General features: G+C 39.5%; 16 protein-coding genes and 3 other annotated features. Of the genes, 3 read left to right on the top strand and 13 right to left on the bottom strand.

Translation table 11 applies throughout. The annotated features are described in order from the left end of the window. Window positions 1-147: 147 nt before the first annotated feature. Together AC0KUU_RS18385 and AC0KUU_RS18390 are read left to right on the top strand one after the other, a co-directional pair. Window positions 148-780 carry a spore coat protein gene (locus tag AC0KUU_RS18385; RefSeq protein WP_013057687.1) on the top strand — a complete coding sequence of 211 codons (633 nt, stop codon included), beginning with the start codon at window positions 148-150 and terminating at the stop codon, window positions 778-780. Between the two features lie 741 nt (window positions 781-1,521). After that, window positions 1,522-2,847 carry a hemolysin family protein gene (locus tag AC0KUU_RS18390; protein ID WP_043981505.1) on the top strand — a complete coding sequence of 442 codons (1,326 nt, stop codon included), beginning with the start codon at window positions 1,522-1,524 and terminating at the stop codon, window positions 2,845-2,847. A 29-nt stretch (window positions 2,848-2,876) separates the two neighbouring features. Here AC0KUU_RS18390 and AC0KUU_RS18395 read toward each other — a convergent pair whose 3' ends face one another. The 4 genes from AC0KUU_RS18395 to AC0KUU_RS18410 form a co-directional block, all read right to left on the bottom strand. Next, window positions 2,877-3,830 carry a sporulation protein gene (locus AC0KUU_RS18395; protein ID WP_162214525.1) on the bottom strand — a complete coding sequence of 318 codons (954 nt, stop codon included), beginning with the start codon at window positions 3,828-3,830 and terminating at the stop codon, window positions 2,877-2,879. A gap of 138 nt (window positions 3,831-3,968) precedes the next feature. Then, window positions 3,969-4,469: a hypothetical protein gene (locus AC0KUU_RS18400; RefSeq protein WP_322552219.1), complete on the bottom strand. Its 501-nt coding sequence runs from the start codon at window positions 4,467-4,469 to the stop codon at window positions 3,969-3,971. 178 nt (window positions 4,470-4,647) lie between these two features. Next, window positions 4,648-5,067, bottom strand: a complete 420-nt coding sequence (locus AC0KUU_RS18405) for a CBS domain-containing protein (protein ID WP_013057690.1) — start codon at window positions 5,065-5,067, stop codon at window positions 4,648-4,650. 340 nt (window positions 5,068-5,407) lie between these two features. After that, window positions 5,408-6,379 carry an extracellular catalytic domain type 1 short-chain-length polyhydroxyalkanoate depolymerase gene (locus AC0KUU_RS18410; RefSeq protein ID WP_016764703.1) on the bottom strand — a complete coding sequence of 324 codons (972 nt, stop codon included), beginning with the start codon at window positions 6,377-6,379 and terminating at the stop codon, window positions 5,408-5,410. 653 nt (window positions 6,380-7,032) lie between these two features. Between AC0KUU_RS18410 and AC0KUU_RS18415 the strand changes: the two genes are divergently transcribed. After that, window positions 7,033-8,577 carry an FAD-dependent oxidoreductase gene (locus AC0KUU_RS18415; protein ID WP_322552220.1) on the top strand — a complete coding sequence of 515 codons (1,545 nt, stop codon included), beginning with the start codon at window positions 7,033-7,035 and terminating at the stop codon, window positions 8,575-8,577. A gap of 42 nt (window positions 8,578-8,619) precedes the next feature. On the opposite strand, the gene AC0KUU_RS18420 is transcribed toward AC0KUU_RS18415, so the two are convergent. The 9 genes from AC0KUU_RS18420 to ggt form a co-directional block, all read right to left on the bottom strand. Then, window positions 8,620-8,865 (bottom strand): hypothetical protein, encoded by a 246-nt coding sequence (locus AC0KUU_RS18420; protein ID WP_043981503.1) that lies wholly within the window; start codon window positions 8,863-8,865, stop codon window positions 8,620-8,622. A gap of 141 nt (window positions 8,866-9,006) precedes the next feature. Continuing rightward, the gene (gene aroA / locus AC0KUU_RS18425; RefSeq protein WP_322552221.1) at window positions 9,007-10,278 is read right to left on the bottom strand and encodes a 3-phosphoshikimate 1-carboxyvinyltransferase; all 1,272 of its coding nucleotides are present in this window, start codon (window positions 10,276-10,278) and stop codon (window positions 9,007-9,009) included. 15 nt (window positions 10,279-10,293) lie between these two features. After that, a complete protein-coding gene (locus AC0KUU_RS18430; protein WP_162214526.1) occupies window positions 10,294-11,151 on the bottom strand; it encodes a prephenate dehydrogenase in 858 nt (285 codons plus the stop codon). A 20-nt stretch (window positions 11,152-11,171) separates the two neighbouring features. Then, window positions 11,172-12,338 carry a chorismate synthase gene (gene aroC, locus AC0KUU_RS18435; RefSeq protein WP_013057697.1) on the bottom strand — a complete coding sequence of 389 codons (1,167 nt, stop codon included), beginning with the start codon at window positions 12,336-12,338 and terminating at the stop codon, window positions 11,172-11,174. Window positions 12,339-12,386: 48 nt separating this feature from the next. Beyond that, window positions 12,387-12,587 (bottom strand) — a binding site (T-box leader). 6 nt (window positions 12,588-12,593) lie between these two features. Continuing rightward, window positions 12,594-13,667 (bottom strand): bifunctional 3-deoxy-7-phosphoheptulonate synthase/chorismate mutase, encoded by a 1,074-nt coding sequence (locus AC0KUU_RS18440; RefSeq protein WP_013057698.1) that lies wholly within the window; start codon window positions 13,665-13,667, stop codon window positions 12,594-12,596. Window positions 13,668-13,793: 126 nt separating this feature from the next. Beyond that, window positions 13,794-14,000: a binding site (T-box leader), on the bottom strand. 70 nt (window positions 14,001-14,070) lie between these two features. Then, window positions 14,071-14,276, bottom strand: a binding site (T-box leader). A 200-nt stretch (window positions 14,277-14,476) separates the two neighbouring features. After that, a complete protein-coding gene (locus AC0KUU_RS18445; protein ID WP_322552222.1) occupies window positions 14,477-14,935 on the bottom strand; it encodes a GNAT family N-acetyltransferase in 459 nt (152 codons plus the stop codon). A gap of 59 nt (window positions 14,936-14,994) precedes the next feature. Next, the gene (locus tag AC0KUU_RS18450) at window positions 14,995-15,525 is read right to left on the bottom strand and encodes a chromate transporter (RefSeq protein ID WP_013083789.1); all 531 of its coding nucleotides are present in this window, start codon (window positions 15,523-15,525) and stop codon (window positions 14,995-14,997) included. Further along, window positions 15,522-16,106, bottom strand: a complete 585-nt coding sequence (locus AC0KUU_RS18455) for a chromate transporter (RefSeq protein ID WP_013057701.1) — start codon at window positions 16,104-16,106, stop codon at window positions 15,522-15,524. Before AC0KUU_RS18455 ends, AC0KUU_RS18450 begins: the two co-directional genes overlap by 4 nt. 24 nt (window positions 16,107-16,130) lie before the next feature. Then, window positions 16,131-17,741 (bottom strand): gamma-glutamyltransferase, encoded by a 1,611-nt coding sequence (ggt, locus tag AC0KUU_RS18460; RefSeq protein ID WP_043981500.1) that lies wholly within the window; start codon window positions 17,739-17,741, stop codon window positions 16,131-16,133. Window positions 17,742-17,763 lie beyond the last annotated feature (22 nt).

The raw sequence follows: 17,763 nt of genomic DNA on the forward strand, positions 1-17,763 counted from the left end.
AAACCCTTTCACTTTTACCCTTTAATTAAATAACTAGTTGTAAATTAAGTTATGTAGAGCAACATTTTATGAATAAATCAAGTTTGAGTATAAAACCTGAAGAAGTTTAAAGACTATAGTCGATACCGATTTTAAGGAGGACTTAGTATGAATAATCACGAACTTCCTACAAACATGCAAACTGGAGCTGTACCCCCTCAATTGAACCATGGAGGGCATGAACTATTTGACGTTCATGAAACACTTGCCGGCTCGATTAATGTAATGGATCAGTTTATGATGTTTAGGCAATATGTAAAAGAACAAGAGCTGCTTGATATCATTGATCGGCAATATCAGTTTATTTTAAATGAATATAATTTAATCGTAGAAGCTTTTTCTACTGGTCAAAAGCCGGCCGATTCTACACATGTATATAACATGAAGCAGTCTCATACCTTTGTTTATGGCTTAAAGCCTTCACAGCCTAAAAAGCCGAATCAGTCCGTTGAGGAAATCAATGAAAAAGGCATATCAGGTCATATGCTAGGTCTAGTTAAGTCTCAAGCATCTCTTTTAACCATGACCGCTTTAGAAATAACAAATCCTGTTGTTCGCCGAATATTCGGAGACAGTGTTCCTAATTGGATTGAAATGGCTTATGAAATTTCTCTTTATCAAAATAAACACCATTATTATCAAGTGCCGCAGCTTGCAAAAGAAGATATGCAGCAAATGATCACAAGTTTTGCAAAAGCTACTGCCTCTCCTCAGATGCCTAATAACCATAAACTGCATTAATTAAAAAGAGGCTGGGGCAAACGTATTTTAGTTGAAGGAAGATCCGAACGTTTCACCGTTCGGATCTTTTCATTAGTACGGTGAATATAGGTTATGTTTAGAGTTGCTTCTAGCTGTTGATTGGAAGGAAAGGCGAAGACTCCCGCGAGAAAAGCGGAATAGATGAGACCCCACAGGAGCGCAAGCGACGAGGAGGCTCATCGGCCGCCTGCGGAAAGCGTAGCCTTGCACGGAAATCACCAGCAGTGTAACCAAACGACTCATACTAGATCATTTACTCAGTTTACTCGTCTTTAGATTGTATTGTATTGATTTTGTTATATCTCAATCTCGCTTTGTGCGTATATTTCAGAAAATGACAAAAAACTATGCATTTTGAATTATTTTCTGAATATTTGTAGTATTTTGATTAATTATGTATTATAATACAATTAACTAATAGAAAGGAGTGAGAGATGCATCATATATACTCGGATTACAGTTAAAGGAGGTGTCATAACACACTCGCAATACGTTTGCTAAAAGTCAGTTGAACTGTAGAACCGATATGTGATAGACCATGATGGTAAAGTTAAGATTAATTCCCCTAAATGAACATGTAACATAATAAACTGCTTCTTTTTCTTTTTAAAGATAGAAGCAGTTTTTTTATGTGCGTTTTTCTTTTCTTGATTTAATACATGTTTTCTCCACTTTGGCTAACACTTAAGATATACATTTACATACAAGGTGGTGACTTTGATGATCGCCGTAAAATTACTATTAGTCGCAGTTTTAATTGCATTAACTGCTTTTTTTGTAGCGACAGAATTCGCTATTGTAAAAGTAAGAAGTTCAAAAATCAATCAGCTTCTAGAAGAAGGACATAAAAAAGCTGTATCTGCCAAACACGTTATTACGCATCTAGATGAATATCTATCCGCTTGTCAGCTTGGTATCACCATCACAGCTCTCGGGCTTGGTTGGCTTGGTGAACCGACGCTAGATCGGTTGCTTCACCCTCTTTTTACTACCTTCCATACCAATGAGCCGCTTGCTGGTATTTTATCTTTTGTCATTGCATTTGTTGTTATTACTTTTTTACATGTTGTCTTGGGGGAATTAGCTCCTAAAACATTTGCTATTCAAATGGCTGAACAAATTACGCTGAACTTTGCAAAACCGATTATCGTGTTTTACAAACTTATGTATCCGTTCATTAAAATATTAAATGGATCAGCTCGTATGTTGACTAAGATTTTTGGTATAACGATGATTTCAGAAAATGAAGCTGCTCATAGTGAAGAAGAGCTGCGTATTTTGTTATCTGAGAGCTTCGAAGGCGGTGAAATCAATCAATCCGAATATCGATATATGAGCAAAATCTTTGATTTTGACGATCGATTAGCGAAAGAAGTAATGGTCCCCCGTACGGAAATTGTGAGTGCTTCCAAAGACGACGTCGTAGAGGTTTTTTTGCAAATCGCAAATGTCGAAAAATATACGCGCTATCCAATTGTTGAAGATGGGGATAAAGATAAAGTAATCGGTCTCGTTAATATCAAAGAAATTTATAATGATATTGTATTCAACGAAAAAGACGGCACCAATACGTTACAGTCATACGTCAAGCCTATTTTTAAAGTAATTGAAACCGTACCCATTCATGACTTGCTTGTAAAGATGCAAAAAGAACGTATTCAAATGGCTATTCTTTTTGATGAGTATGGCGGAACCGCTGGGCTTGTTACAGTAGAAGATATTATTGAAGAAATTGTGGGAGAAATTCGAGATGAGTTTGATACGGACGAAATTCCTTATGTACAAAAAATTAAAGACGATCATTATATTCTTGACGGAAAAATGCTCATTAGCCAAGTAAATGATTTACTCGGTACGGATATTAGCGACGAAGAAGTAGATACCATTGCCGGGTGGGTGTTAACCGAAAAGTTTGATGTGACCAAAAATGATATCATTCAGCATGAGCAATTTTACTTTAAAGTTCTGATTATAGAGGATTTTCACATTAAGTATATAGAAGTGAAAAAAAGAAAGAAGAAAGAAAAAAAGGATGATCATCATTAATCATCCTTTTTATTTATTCAAAATCCCTTTTACCAATCGTCTCCTCCATCAAAAAAATCTCCATCCAGCAGATCCTCCCCGGCTTCTTCAATATCTTCTCCAATTTCACCAAGCGCCGAGTCTTCAAACATATCATCCATCAAATTCTCAATGAGCAGTCCGCCTAACATACCGGCTGCAAAACCTCCCATTGCTCCTCCTAACCCGCTCATACGTGGGTGGTGTGAATGCTGATCATAGTGAGGAGACTTATAATATTCATAGTCTCGAGGATTCTCCATCATCTCTTCCATCGCTTCTTCCAGCAAACGAGCGATAGTAGATGGCTGGCTTAGTTCATCATTTGTACAAAAGAGTTCATTTTTTATTTCCCTCTCTCGACCGAAAGAAGGCAAAGCTAGCTCCAACAGCACGCGGATCCCTTCTCGTTCAATGGCTACCTCAAACTCAACCTCATTTACATATCCCTTTAAGAAGTCTGTAGGAAAAAATGAAAATTCTTGTTTGTATCCGTTAAATTTTCCTGAATGATGTTTTTCTCTAAATCCAAGTGCTTCAAAGCCCTCTACTAGCTGATATAAGCTTTTTGGAGCTTTAATGCGCACAGGGTCCCGGTCTGTTGAGTCTACTCCCCCTTCAATATCTAAGTGTGTCTTAAAGAAATAGCTAACGTTGCTCGCAGAGATTGGAAGGTCCAAAGGTAAATGATATGTAAATGGAATTTCTTTTTTCTCGCCTTCATTAATTGTAAATGAAGAAGCTGCGCGCAGGCTTTCCACACGATGTGTATGCATTTGACCGCTTTTCAATTGAACTTCAAGCCAAAATTCAACATCAATTAAATTAATATGTTGCTGAACGTTTCCACCTTGGATGACAATAGCTCCTTCAATTACATGACCGAGCGTATAGGCCGTTTCATTTAATCGTAAATCCACTTTGGCAGCTCCAACTCCAATTTTAGCAAACATTTTTTTAAACATTTTTTTCCTCCTCCAAAATGCTCTTACTATATATACGAAGTATACCGTTTATAAGTTTCAACTTACAAAAAAAGAACTCAATTTCTTGAGTTCTTTCTGCTAAATCAACGCTTCATTTTAATTCAATTATTTATTAAATTAAAACACCCAGCCCCAACAGCAGCGACGTCTTTTACAACCGCCGTGGTTACCGCCGTGACCTCCGCCATGACAACCTCCGTGACCTCCACCGTGGTTACCGTCGTGACCTCCGCCGTGACAACCTCCGTGACCTCCACCGTGGTTACCGTCGTGACCTCCGCCGTGGTTGCCGCCGTGACCTCCGCCGTGGTTGCCGCCGTGACCTCCGCCGTGGTTGCCGCCGTGACCTCCGCCATGACAACCTCCGTGACCTCCACCGTGGTTATCGCCGTGACCTCCGCCATGACTGCCCCCGTGATCTCCGCCATGGTTGCTACCATGATGGCATTTTTTATGTCCAGAACGATGATCATCATCATGTTTAGGACAATGATCGTTATGCTTATAATCGTTATGACAGCATTTTCCTTCATGGCTACTTCTTGGATCATAGCCAGAAGTTTTGTAATAATACTGATTAGAACACCAGCAACACTTCTTATTATTGTTGTAACTCACATAAACCATCCTTATCTATAAATAAGATTTATATAGGCAATTTTATACCTATATATAAATAGATTATGTAAACTAGTACAAGGAAGTGCATTGCTGTGGGCCATGACCTAAGCCTGTTTTTAGGAGGATGTACGGGGGAGATAAGACAAGAAAAAAAGCCATCTCTAGATGGCTTTTTTTATATTTGATTTTTCACTTTACTTGCGCTTTCTGCATAAAACTCTAGAATTTCTCTTCTTCTCACAATTCCAATAAATACACCTTGATCATCCGTTACAGGAACAAAATTTTGGTCAATTGCCTTTGAAAGGATGTTTTGAACTTCATCATATATAGCAACTGGGTTATAATCTTGATAGCGGTCAATCTCTGTTAATTTAATATTTTCCGTATCTTGAAAGCGATAGTCTCCTAGGCTTTTTAACTTCCAAAGAAGATCTCCTTCAGTAAGAACGCCCACATATTTACCATCATCGTCAACTAGCGGAACTGTAGAATAGCGATGATACTCCATTTTTTCAAGAGCCTGTCTTAATGTGGATTGAATATTTAGTGTTACAACATCACTTTTTGGTACTAAGAAAAATGCAATATTCATTTTTTAATCTCCTTTTCCTTACCCGCTCATCTTACAATTTCTATTTATTTTTTCAGTTTTCGGCTTATTTTAATGTTTTAATCATACAAAATGCAGCTCGCAGTTATCTTACATTTACAACTATAAGCTGTCAATCCTAAGCTATGTAATTTTGACTTCTTATTTTCTTTATTACAGTACCCGTTTTCTAAATAATCAAATCCTAATTTTTAGAAAAACACGTCTAGTTAAAATAATGGTTCCTGCAGCTGCTTCTTTATACTAATAAGGGCCGGAAGAGCTACTTTCAGCTCTTCTTCTCTGCGATAAGAACGCAACTGAACCTCATTATATGCTCTGTTTATACTTTTTGACTCATGAAAAAGTCCCACATGATTCGACTAGCATTGGGGCCTTTAGGGTCTGTATAGCTGCCCGCTGAATTCCCTCCTGACCATGCATGCCCCATTCCATTGATAATATATTTATCAATAGCCAATTCTCCCTTACTGCTTTCGTAGCGATATGTTGTATAATCCCGTCCAAAGAGAATTTTTTCTTCTCTCGTTTTAACCGGGCTATCTTGAATCCATCCATCTATTCTTCCGTTATAAGCAAGATTATTCGTTGTAATCCACTGGTGAACCACTTGATCTGCATTGGCTACATTTACCGTAGAATCAGCGTTACCATGAAATACAATGAGCGGCAGTGGCTTTGCCCGTTTTCCCATTTGCTGATAAGCAATTCTTCCTTGTTTAACGGGGGAAGGACCTTTACTGGCCATGACAGAATACGCATTAAATACGTTAAGAGCCGCCTGATATTCGATACCTGCTGACACACCTATTCCAGCAAACAGTTCTGGATACGTTACCCCCATAACGATGCTCATTGCTCCTCCTGCTGACAGACCGGCAATAAACACTTTATTTTTCTGAATAAAGTGCATGTTTTGGACTTTTTTTACAATCCCTGCAATAATAGCTGGCTCGCCAAACCCTCTAATTTGATGAAGAGGTTCAAACCAGTTCCAGCATTTATTCATATTTGAGTTAGAAGACTGCTGCGGGTATACGACAATAAATTCTTTTTCGTCGGCGAGCTCATTCATTTGCGTGCCTATTGCAAAATCATCTGCATTTTGTGTACATCCATGCAGCATAACCATTAGTGGGTAAGATTTTAAAATATGATAGGATTTAGGTAAATAGACCTTGAATTTTTTTCCTTTATGAGTATATGTTTTAAATGATTCAGATGACGCTTCTTGTTGTTCACTTGAAGACACAAGCGTTGACGTATTTATAACATTAGGTAGTGAACCCAACATGGTACCCCTCCTCTTTTTGTCAACGTTTTCATTTTTCTTCCCAATTACGTCCTGTATTACAATACTACATATTATTTCGTTTTTTTGCACGTTCTACATACTCTAAGAGTACCACTTGTTTTGGTTTTAAGGCGTTTTTTATCTTCTTGAAATTTGGGATTTTTTTGCTATATATATACTTTATTACTATATATGAAAATTGTCACTATAATCATGAAAAAAGGACAAACATGCCGTTTGCCCTTTTATTTGGACCTTGATGTTTAAATACCTTTTGCCGAATTAAGCCTCTATACTTTTATTATATGATGCTCCCTATCATTTATATGAATTTATTGCTCTTCATGTTTAAATCTGTAACCTTTACTATTTTATATTTTGCTTTTTATTCACCAATTCTTTCGCAGCAAATGGCAAGGTGCAGGTGCGGAAGCCACGTTGAAAAAGAAGAACCTTAAAGAGCAAATGTTTTTGGTTTAACCTCTTCTTCGTTCGCAACAATCATACAAAGGCTGGTTGCAATCACTCTTTTCCCTTCCTTTTGCTTAAATAGGTACAGCAAAGAGATGCTATTGGGGTAGATTCCTTTATTTTGTATACATTTTTTAGAAAACTATGGTAAAAATAAGACTTATCATATGGAGGTGAATAAATTGGCAAATATCCCAAAGGATACTGAGCCCTACTGGCGCGATCATTTAAAGTTTCCAACATACCCATCTCTTTCAGAAAATCGAAAAGTTGATGTTGTAGTAGTAGGAGGCGGTATTAGCGGTATTACAACAGCTTATTTATTACAAAAAGAAGGACTGAACGTGGCGTTAATTGAAGCTGATAATATTTTAAATGGTACAACCGGTCACACAACAGCAAAGATTACAGCTCAGCATGACGTTATCTACGATGAGCTGCTTTCACACATTGGCGAAGAAAAAACGCTGCTGTATTATAAAGCAAACGAACAAGCACTGCAGTTTATGAAAAACTTAATTCAAACGGAAAACGTTGACTGTGATTTTTCGATACAAGATGCTTACTTGTACGGAGAAACGCTGGAGTTTGATCATCGAGTTCGTAAAGAATTTCGAGCCTATCAGCGATTACATATTCCATGTGAATTTGCAACAGAGATTCCTTTTAGTTTTGATATTAGGGCAGCAGCTATTATGAAAGATCAAGCTCAGTTTCACCCGTTAAAATACCTGCTTCATTTAGTAAAAAAATTCACAGAAAACGGTGGATTGATTTTTGAAAACACCGTAGCAACGGATGTAGAAGAAAGCACGTCGCCCACCGTTGTCACAAGAGACGGACATCGAATTTCTTGCAAATATGTAGTGGCGTGTTCACACTTTCCATTTTATGATGGAGCGGGCTTTTACTATACGCGTATGTATGCCAAACGTTCGTATGTGTTAGCAGCAAAAGTTGAACAAACTTACCCTGGAGGCATGTATTTAAGTGCTGATCAGCCTACTCATTCTCTGCGTTCAACAAAAGTTGACGGAGAAGAACTCATTTTAATTGGTGGAGAAGGCCACAAAGCTGGACAAGGAATTAATACTATGTTCCACTATGAGTCCCTTCAGAGGTTTGCGGAAGAAAATTTTACTGTTCAACATTTTCGTTATAAATGGTCTGCACAAGATTTATTTACGCTTGATAAAATTCCATATATCGGTCCCATTAAAGAAAGCAAGCCAAATATCTTTATTGCCACCGGATTTAAAAAATGGGGGATGACTCATAGCACCATTGCAGCACATATTATTCGAGATGCAATAACCGGAAAAGACAACCCATATGCAGATTTGTATAATCCATCTCGTTTTTATGCGGACCCTAGCCTTAAACATTTCTTTCGTCAAAATCTTGATGTGGCTGAACACTTTATTACCGGTAAGTTTTCAATGCCTGAAAAAGGACTGGATCAGCTCCAAAATGATGAAGGGTCGGTTGTATATGTAAACAGCAAACGTACGGGGGCTTATAAAGATCCTCAGGGTAACCTTCACTGCGTCGATACTACATGCACGCACTTAGGATGTGAAGTAAATTGGAACGCTGGTGACCGCACGTGGGACTGCCCTTGTCACGGCTCTCGTTTCTCTTACGACGGATCTGTGGTAGAAGGCCCTGCTAAAAAGCCGCTTACACCAGTGGATGTCAATTCAAGCGATAAAAAAAGCACGCCGTAGGGCATGCTTTTTTTATCATTATCAATGGATTCACATTTGAGTTTACTCTTTACATTCTTCTTTTCTAAAGTATCGATTATACACCAAAACCATTGCATAAATGACTAAAAAAGAAAATGTAAAGATAATTAACCTTCCAGATTCAGGGACATGATCAAGATAGTCTGTTTCAAAAAACATAACAAACATCAAAAATGGCAATAGGAATAAAAACCAAATAAAATCTCGATCCATAAACATTTTTATAAAAAATAAAATGGCCCCGATGTAGACAATCATCAAAAACATAATCATTCACCAAATTCTATTTAATACTAGAGGTGTTGTAATGATTATATCGGATTTCTCAGGCGAAATATAGAGTCATTGGTTTTAATTTTATAAATTCCTTATAACTTTCAAACTGCTATTTTAACATAATAAGGGAATTTACTGCTGTAAAGACTCTAAGTGAGCAAAAAACTGCGGATAAGAGACGGATACCGCGTCACGATTTTCAATAATTGTTTCCCCTTCTGCAATACAAGAGGCAACAGCAAGCATCATACCGATACGGTGATCTCCGTGGCTGTTTACATTTGCTCCGTGAAGTTTTGCACCTCCGTGAATAATCATTCCATCTTCCGTTGCTTCAATGTTAGCGCCCATTTTGGTTAACTCATTCACTACCGTATCAATACGGTTTGTTTCTTTGACTTTTAACTCTGCAGCATCTTTAATAACTGTAATCCCTTCTGCCTGCGTGGCAGCTAGTGCAATAATTGGGATTTCGTCAATTAGGCGTGGAATTAAGTGTCCGCCTACTTCCGTACCTTTTAAGCGAGAAGCTTCTACAACTAAATCTGCATAGGGTTCCGCTGTTTCTTTTGTTTCTTTGACTGTTTCGATTGAAGCGCCCATATCTGAAAGCACATCTAAAATACCCGTTCGAGTCGGATTCATTCCAACTTTTTGGATTTCAATGCGGCTGTTTGCAATAATAGCCCCCGCTACTAAAAAGAATGCAGCTGACGAAATATCACCAGGGACTTCTACATGCGTTCCTCTTAACGTTTGACCGCCTTCAATTGAAACGGTTAAGCCTTCTTCTTCGACTTTAACACCAAATGCCTCTAGCATACGTTCTGTATGATCACGTGATTTCGCCGGTTCCGTTACAGAAGTTATTCCTTCCGCCTGCAGTCCAGCAAGTAAAATAGCTGATTTTACTTGTGCGCTTGCAACGGGCGATGTATAGTGTATACCTTTTGCTTTCCCACCTCGAATAACAAGGGGTGTAAAATTAGCATCTTTTCGACCGTCTAAATGAATATTCATATCACGAAGCGGACCGGTCACACGCTTCATAGGGCGTTTGGCAATAGATTCGTCTCCAATCAATGTTGAATGAAAGGGTGTATTTGCTAAAATCCCCATCATGAGGCGAATCGTGGTGCCCGAATTGCCAACATCTAAAATATCAGATGGCTCTTTTAGAGCTTGTATCCCTTTTCCTTTCACTACCACGCTTTGTTCATCAATCATTTGAATATCTACACCTAGTTTTTGAAAGCAGGAAATAGTGCTAAGACAATCGTCACCTGGCAAAAACCCGTTAATCGTTGTTGTTCCTTCTGCAATCGAACCAAACATAACGGAACGGTGAGAAATAGATTTATCTCCTGGAATTTGAATCGTTCCTCGTAAAGCTTTTACTGTCACAATATGTCTCTCCTTTTATGCGTGAAGCGAATCACGAAATTCTTTGGCATCTGAAAAGTAATCAAATAATTCGTGACCGTCACCTTTTTCTACTAATAGTTTTACTTGTTCCATTTCTTTCATCCAGTCATCAAGCAATGTTAAAAGCATAGAACGGTTTTGTTTTAGTATATCTCTCCACATATGAGGATTACTTGAAGCAATTCTCGTAATATCTCGAAAACCGCCTGCTGCCATTTCCGTGACAAGATGATTCTGTGCTGAATATCCTTTTACTTGTCTTACAAGACTGGTCGCAATCACATGAGGTAAATGACTGACAACTCCAGTGATTTGGTCATGAGTAGCTGCATCAAGCGGTACAAATTGTGCACCTGTAGGCTCTAGCAAATGCATAAGCGCATCTATTTTTTCTTTTTGCTCATTTTCAAACGGCGTTAAAATATAGCGCGCCGAACAAAATAAATCCGCTCGTGCATTGACTGCACCGCTCGTATGAGAACCAGCCATCGGATGTCCGCCAATAAATGAAATACGTTTCTTATTCAGCGCTTCGGCTGCTTTCATAATTTCACCTTTGGTACTTCCGACATCCGTTACGATAACCGTTTCTTTAAGCTTCCAAGTAGAAAGGTCGTGTATCCATGCTGTCGTGTACTCTACTGGAGTAGCAAGCACGATATAATCTGCTTGGGCTGCTTCTGTTTTTATATCTTCAGCTACATAATCAACGATACCTAGCTGGTTGGCTACTTGTACTTCATTTGTATTGATATCAGCTCCAACGACTGTGACGTGACAATGCTTCTTCATAGCTAGCGCTAATGATCCTCCAATAAGGCCGACGCCAATAAGTAATACACGTGTTTTCACCTTTCATTCTCCTCTATTCATTAAAATTGCTTTGCGTATTCTTCATGTTTTTTTACGTTTTCTTGAATTAACTGAATTCGATCTGCCCCAAATTGATCGATAATAGCAGATGCTAGTTCCCAAGCAATCACTGATTCTGCTACAACCGCTGCCGCCGGTACTGCACAGCTGTCTGAGCGTTCAATACTTGCAGCAAATGGCTCTTTTGTATCAATATCTACACTTTGCAGCGGCTTGTATAAGGTAGGAATAGGTTTCATGACGCCTCGCACAACAATCGGCATCCCTGTTGTCATGCCTCCTTCTAGACCTCCCGCATTGTTCGTTTTACGCGTATAGCCGTTTTGTTCATCCCATAGAATTTCATCATGGACTTCACTTCCCGGTCTGCGAGCTGCTTCAAAGCCTACGCCGATTTCAACGCCTTTAAACGCGTTAATGCTCATAATAGCAGCAGCTAGCTTTGAGTCTAACTTACGATCATAGTGCACGTAACTTCCCACTGCAGTAGGCATTCCTTCTACTACTACTTCCACTACGCCACCAATGCTGTCTCCATTTTCTTTTGCATCATCGATTGCTTTCATCATTTTCTGTCCCGCTTCTTCATCTAAGCAGCGAACAGGTGACGCTTCTGTTTTTTCCTGAAGTTCTGTCAGTGACTCATATGCCGTTTTTTCAGCTTTCACACCGCCGATTTCAAGCACGTGACATGCAATATTTACGCCTACAGCTTTTAGTACTTGTTTGGCAACTGCGCCTGTGGCTACTCGTACCGTCGTTTCACGAGCAGATGAACGTTCCAATACGTTTCGCATATCTCTGTGACCGTATTTAATCGCTCCATTTAAATCAGCATGACCTGGACGAGGTTTTGTAATTTGTCGCTTTACTTCTTCATCATGATCGACTGGATCAGCACCCATAATATTTCTCCAGTGAGTAAAATCTTTGTTTTCAACGACTAAAGCAATAGGTGAACCAAGCGTCTCACCGTGGCGAACCCCGCCTTTAATCTGAACTTGATCTTTTTCAATCTGCATGCGGCGTCCGCGCCCATGTCCCTTTTGTCTTCTTGCTAAATCTTCATTAATATGTTCGGCTGTCAATTCAAGCCCTGCCGGTACTCCTTCAATAATCGCTGTTAATTGAGGTCCGTGCGATTCTCCTGCTGTTAAATATCTCATATTATCGATTCCTTTCTGTTATAAAAATAAAAAAACTCGCCCCTACGCCATAGGGACGAGTTTTTCTCGCGATACCACCCTAGTTGCAAACATTGCTTGCCACCTCGAATTGTTAACGATCCGCTGACCGCTCTGTAAAAGAGTACTCAAAGAGTGTAATTCGCTCACATTTGTGTACTGACTTCCACCAACCGTCAGCTCTCTGAGACAGGGAAATGTTTGCTACTAGTTTCTTATCACTGTATCACTATGAAATTAAGATAATTTTACTGCTGCACCTTTTAATTCTTCCATGAATTTGTGGAATTCAGGAATGTTCATTTGCTGTGCTGAATCTGATAGTGCTACTGCTGGGTCTGGATGAACTTCTGCCATTACAGCATCTGCGCCGATAGCAATCGCTGCTTTTGCACATGGTAATAATAAATCTTTGCGTCCTGTTGAATGCGTTACGTCTACTACAACTGGTAAATGCGTTTCTTTTTTCAAGATTGGAACAGCTGAGATATCTAATGTGTTGCGTGTTGCACGCTCGTATGTGCGGATACCGCGTTCACAAAGAATAATGTTTCCATTTCCGCGAGACATAATGTATTCAGCAGCGTTAATGAATTCTTCAATTGTTGCTGCCAATCCACGTTTTAAAAGAATCGGTTTGTCTACAGAACCTGCAGCTTTTAATAGCTCGAAGTTTTGCATATTACGTGCACCAATTTGAATCACATCTACGTAGTCGAGAGCCGTTTCAATATCTTGAGGAGAAACAATTTCACTGATAATTGATAGGCCTAGTTCATCGCCTACTTGACGTAAGATTTTTAAGCCTTCCACTCCAAGACCTTGGAAATCGTAAGGTGATGTACGTGGTTTGAACGCTCCGCCGCGCATTAACGTAATACCTTGTTCTTTAAGCGCTAAGCCCACTTCTTTTACTTGTTCGTAGCTTTCTACTGCACATGGTCCCATTACAAATTCTAAGTTTCCAGGTCCTACTTTTGTACCGTTGATGTCAACGATTGTATCTTCAGATTTCTTTTTACGAGATACAAGAAGTGCTTTGCGGTGATCGTCTTCTTGAAGCTCTAAGCTTGCTTTGAAAATTTCTTTGAAAATATGCTGAATTGTTGAAGCTTCGAATGGTCCATTATGGTTAGCTAAGATTTGATCTAACGATTTACGTTCACGAACTGGATCAAAGCGATTCACACCTTGTGTACCTTTTACTTTTCCGATTTCTTGTGCGATTTCACCGCGTTTATTTAATAATTCTAAAATTTCTAAATTTATTTCGTCGATTTGTCCTCGTAATTGTTCTAGTGATTTTGTCATTTTAAAAATCCTCCTTTGATTTTATAACCTTGAACGGATCTTCTCGTTTAGTTTGTATTGAAAAATCCGTTTTACACCTACACAGCCGCTTATGCGGATATACAAAAAGTCCCTACTGATTGTATCAGTAGGGACGAATTGATCGCGGTACCACCCTAATTGCAAGCATTGCTTGCCTCTTCATTAAGATAACGGCTATTGCCGCTTTTGACTATTGCCAAAAGAAAGCTCCAAGAATGTAATTCGCAATCTCTTTTGTACTGATTCGCACCAACCATCAGCTCTCTGAATACAGGGAAGATTTTGCTACTATGCTCTTTTCATCGCTTGTAATGGATATAAAATTATAATGGGCCGAAATACAAAAAGTCCCTACTCACCCTTAAGATTTTTCTTAAGAGTCAGTAGGGACGAAAATTCGCGGTACCACCCTAGTTGCAAGCATTTTGCTTGCCTCTTCATTAAAATAACGGCTAGGCCGTCTTTTCCTACTCGGAAAAGATGCTCAAGGAATGTACTTCGAAAAAATTTGTGTTCTGACTCGCAGCAACCGTCAGCTCTCTGTTACAGGGAAATTTTTTCTACTAGTGCTCCTATCAACGCTCAGTATTGACTATGTATGTGTACTTGGATAATCAGTTCCGATCGTTTGAAACTGTTTGTCGCTTCCAAGTTGTGTGTAATGTTGTGTGATGTTGATTTGTATTATGAATGGTTTTTTTATCTTCGTCAACACTTTTTATTAATTTTTTTTATTTTTCAAAAACCATAGCTCCTTCAAACCCATATCTATTAAGAGTTTTGCTGCTCTAATTTTTTTCAAACTTATATTGCATTTCAGATTCATATTCAATAAATCCATATTTTTGATACAAGCTTTTTCCAGCGGAAGAAGTATTTAACCATATTCGATTTACACCATTTTTTTGGCAGTACTGCATCAAATGCTTTAAAATAGCTGAAGAACAGCCGTGCTTTCGGTGATTAAAAGCTGTATACATGTTCATAATATATGCTTCTTTTCCTTGGAGGTTACTCGGTGAAGGCGGACGTATAAAAAAGACGATGCTTCCTGCTGATACAATTTCTCCATCCGCTTTTAAAATAGCCGTATAGCTATGTGGATTATTTATATTTGCAGTAAAATATTCTTCTGTAGCTTTTCGAAACAGCTCCTCATTCCCGTTTAATTCTCCCAGTTCTTTCATGAGCAACATTCGCAGTTTAACCAAATCCTGAACGTTTTCTAGCGCTGCTTTTTCAACCATGACTTCCCCTCTTTTCGTCTCTTTTACACAAAAAAACTCTCATCCTTCGAGAGCCTCATTTAAGCAAGAAAAACAGCTCCGTATACGAGTGCTCCGACAATAACGAACGCTGGATGCACGCGCAATTTTTCCAATAATAGAAAACTGGCTGCTACTAAAAATAAAGTTTGCCATATACCTGAATCACCGTATGAATTCATAAAAAATTCATATGCCATCAAGCCAAGTAAAATGGCGATAACGGGACGAATGTAGTTCGTCATTTTCTTAACATTTGGCGAATCTTTATACTTAAATAATATTCGAAGTAAAATAACTAAAAGTAAAACCGATGGAGCAATCGTTGCAAAAAGAGCAACCACCGAGCCTAAAATCCCTGCCTGCTGATATCCGATAAACCCCGCCATTTTTGTTGCAATCGGACCAGGCAGCGCATTTCCAATTGCCAGCATTTCACTAAACTCTTTGACCGTAAGCCAATGATAGTGATCCACGACTTCTTTTTGAATAAGCGGAATCGACGCAGGTCCGCCTCCATAGCCTAAAATATTTGAAACAAAAAACGCCATAAATAGCTGAATATAAATCATACCGATTCCCTCTTTTGCTTGTGTTCAGCACTTTCACCTTTTTTTCCTTTTCGTTTTAGCGGAATCCAAGCTGCTGCCATAAGAACAATAATAATGACCGCTGGATGGATATGGGCAAATTCCATTAGCCCTAAACTAATAATCAGTAAGATAATAGCTGGCGTCCACCCTAGACCAGACGTTGATTTTTTAAAAAAGTCCCACGTCATAACCGCGAGCATAACTCCTACTACAGGAACAACTGCTTTGGTCATGCCCATAACCCACGGCTGATCTTTAAATTGCGTTAAAGTTGTTAACAGCAATACCATTAAAAAAACGGTTGGAATAACGGCTGCAAATAAAGCTGTCCCGAGACCCAAAATCCCGCCGACTCGATAGCCGATGTATCCAGCCAGCTTTGTAGCAATAGGCCCAGGCAGCGTATTGGCGATTGCTAATAAATCGCCAAATTCATCGTCATCCATCCATTTGTACGTATCGACCACTTCTTTTTTTACAAGTGGAATAGCTGAAGGTCCACCTCCGTACCCGAGCATACCTGAGCGAAAAAACGCTATAAAAATATCCAATTGTCGCATTTCTCGCACTCCTTTCTCTGTGATCTAATAAGCAACGACAGCTCCGTCTGTTCGCGCTTCTGTGCCGCCGTATAATACACCGGTTTGTTCATCTCTTAAAATGATCTGCCCTCTTCCAAACGTATGTCTGCTCGTAGCCACATGAATATCATGCCCTTTGCGTTCTAATGCTTCTACAATATGTGAAGGCATTTCTTTTTCCACAAGAACCTTTTTATGTTCAATCCACTGCCATCTTGGTGCATCTAAAGCTGCCTGAGGATTTAGATGGAAATCGATCATATTCATGACGACTTGCACATGTCCTTGAGGCTGCATGAATTTGCCCATTACACCGAATGGACCTACAGCACTTTTATTCTTTGTTAAAAATCCAGGAATAATGGTATGATAGGTTCGTTTTCCTGGCTCTAATCGGTTATGGTGCTGTGGATCTAACGAAAAATTATGCCCGCGGTTTTGCAGGCATATGCCCGTATTAGGTACGACAAGTCCTGAGCCAAAATCCATGTAATTACTTTGAATGAATGATACCATGTTTCCTTCTCCATCAGCTGTCGCTAAATAGATCGTGCCGCTATGAGATGGCTGTCCGGCTTCAGGAATAAGCGCTTTTTCACCAATCAGCCCTCTGCGCTTGTTTGCATAAGAATCATTCAACAAATCTTCAACAGCTACTGTCATTTTATCAGCATCCGTAATGAATTTTTGTCCATCTGCAAACGCTAGCTTCATGGCTTCAATTTGCTTGTGATATGTATCGACAGAATCTTTGGCATCGAAAGAGAAGCCTTTTAGCGTATTTAAAGCTAAAAGTGCAATAAGGCCTTGGCCGTTAGGCGGAATTTCCCACACATCATATCCTCGGTAAGAAGTTGAAATTGGCTTCACCCACTCTGCTTTAAAAGCTGCTAAATCTTCTTTTGCTAAAAATCCGCCGTATTTTTTCGAAAAAGCTGCTATTTTATCAGCTAAATCCCCTCTGTAAAAAGATTCTCCATTCGTTTCGGCAATTTCAAGCAGCGTAGCAGCATGGTCTGGTGATCGCCACACTTCCCCTACTTTAGGAGCTGATCCATTGTTGGTAAACGTCTCAAACCAGTGCTTATATTCGTCACCTTTTAATGCGTGTGTAAATCGTTCAAACGCTCGTTCCCAATTGTACCCTAAAATCGGGGAGATTGGGAACCCTTCTTGTGCATACGAAATAGCAGGCTGCAGCACTTCTTTTAACGATAACCGGCCAAAGCGTTTTGACAGCTCCACCCACGCGCTGGGGGCACCTGGGACCGTAACAGGAACAAAACCGCGAGCCGGCATCTCTTTTATCCCCATGGCACGCAGAGCCTCAATAGAGATAGAAGCAGGAGCAGGACCGCTCGCGTTGAGTCCATATAGCTCTTCATTTATCCACACGAGAGCAAATGCGTCTCCGCCAATTCCATTTGACGTAGGCTCTACAACCGTTAAACAAGCTGCCGAGGCAATAGCAGCATCTACCGCATTGCCTCCTTTTTTCAACATTTCAAGACCCGCCTGAGCGGCAAGAGGCTGACTAGTTGCTACCATTCCGTTTTTTCCAAACGTACACGTACGCTGCGATGCATAGGGGTGTGTAAAAAAGTATTCGCTCATAGAAAATCTCCTCTTTTCTTTA

The organism is Priestia sp. ST2 (genome assembly GCF_055810735.1).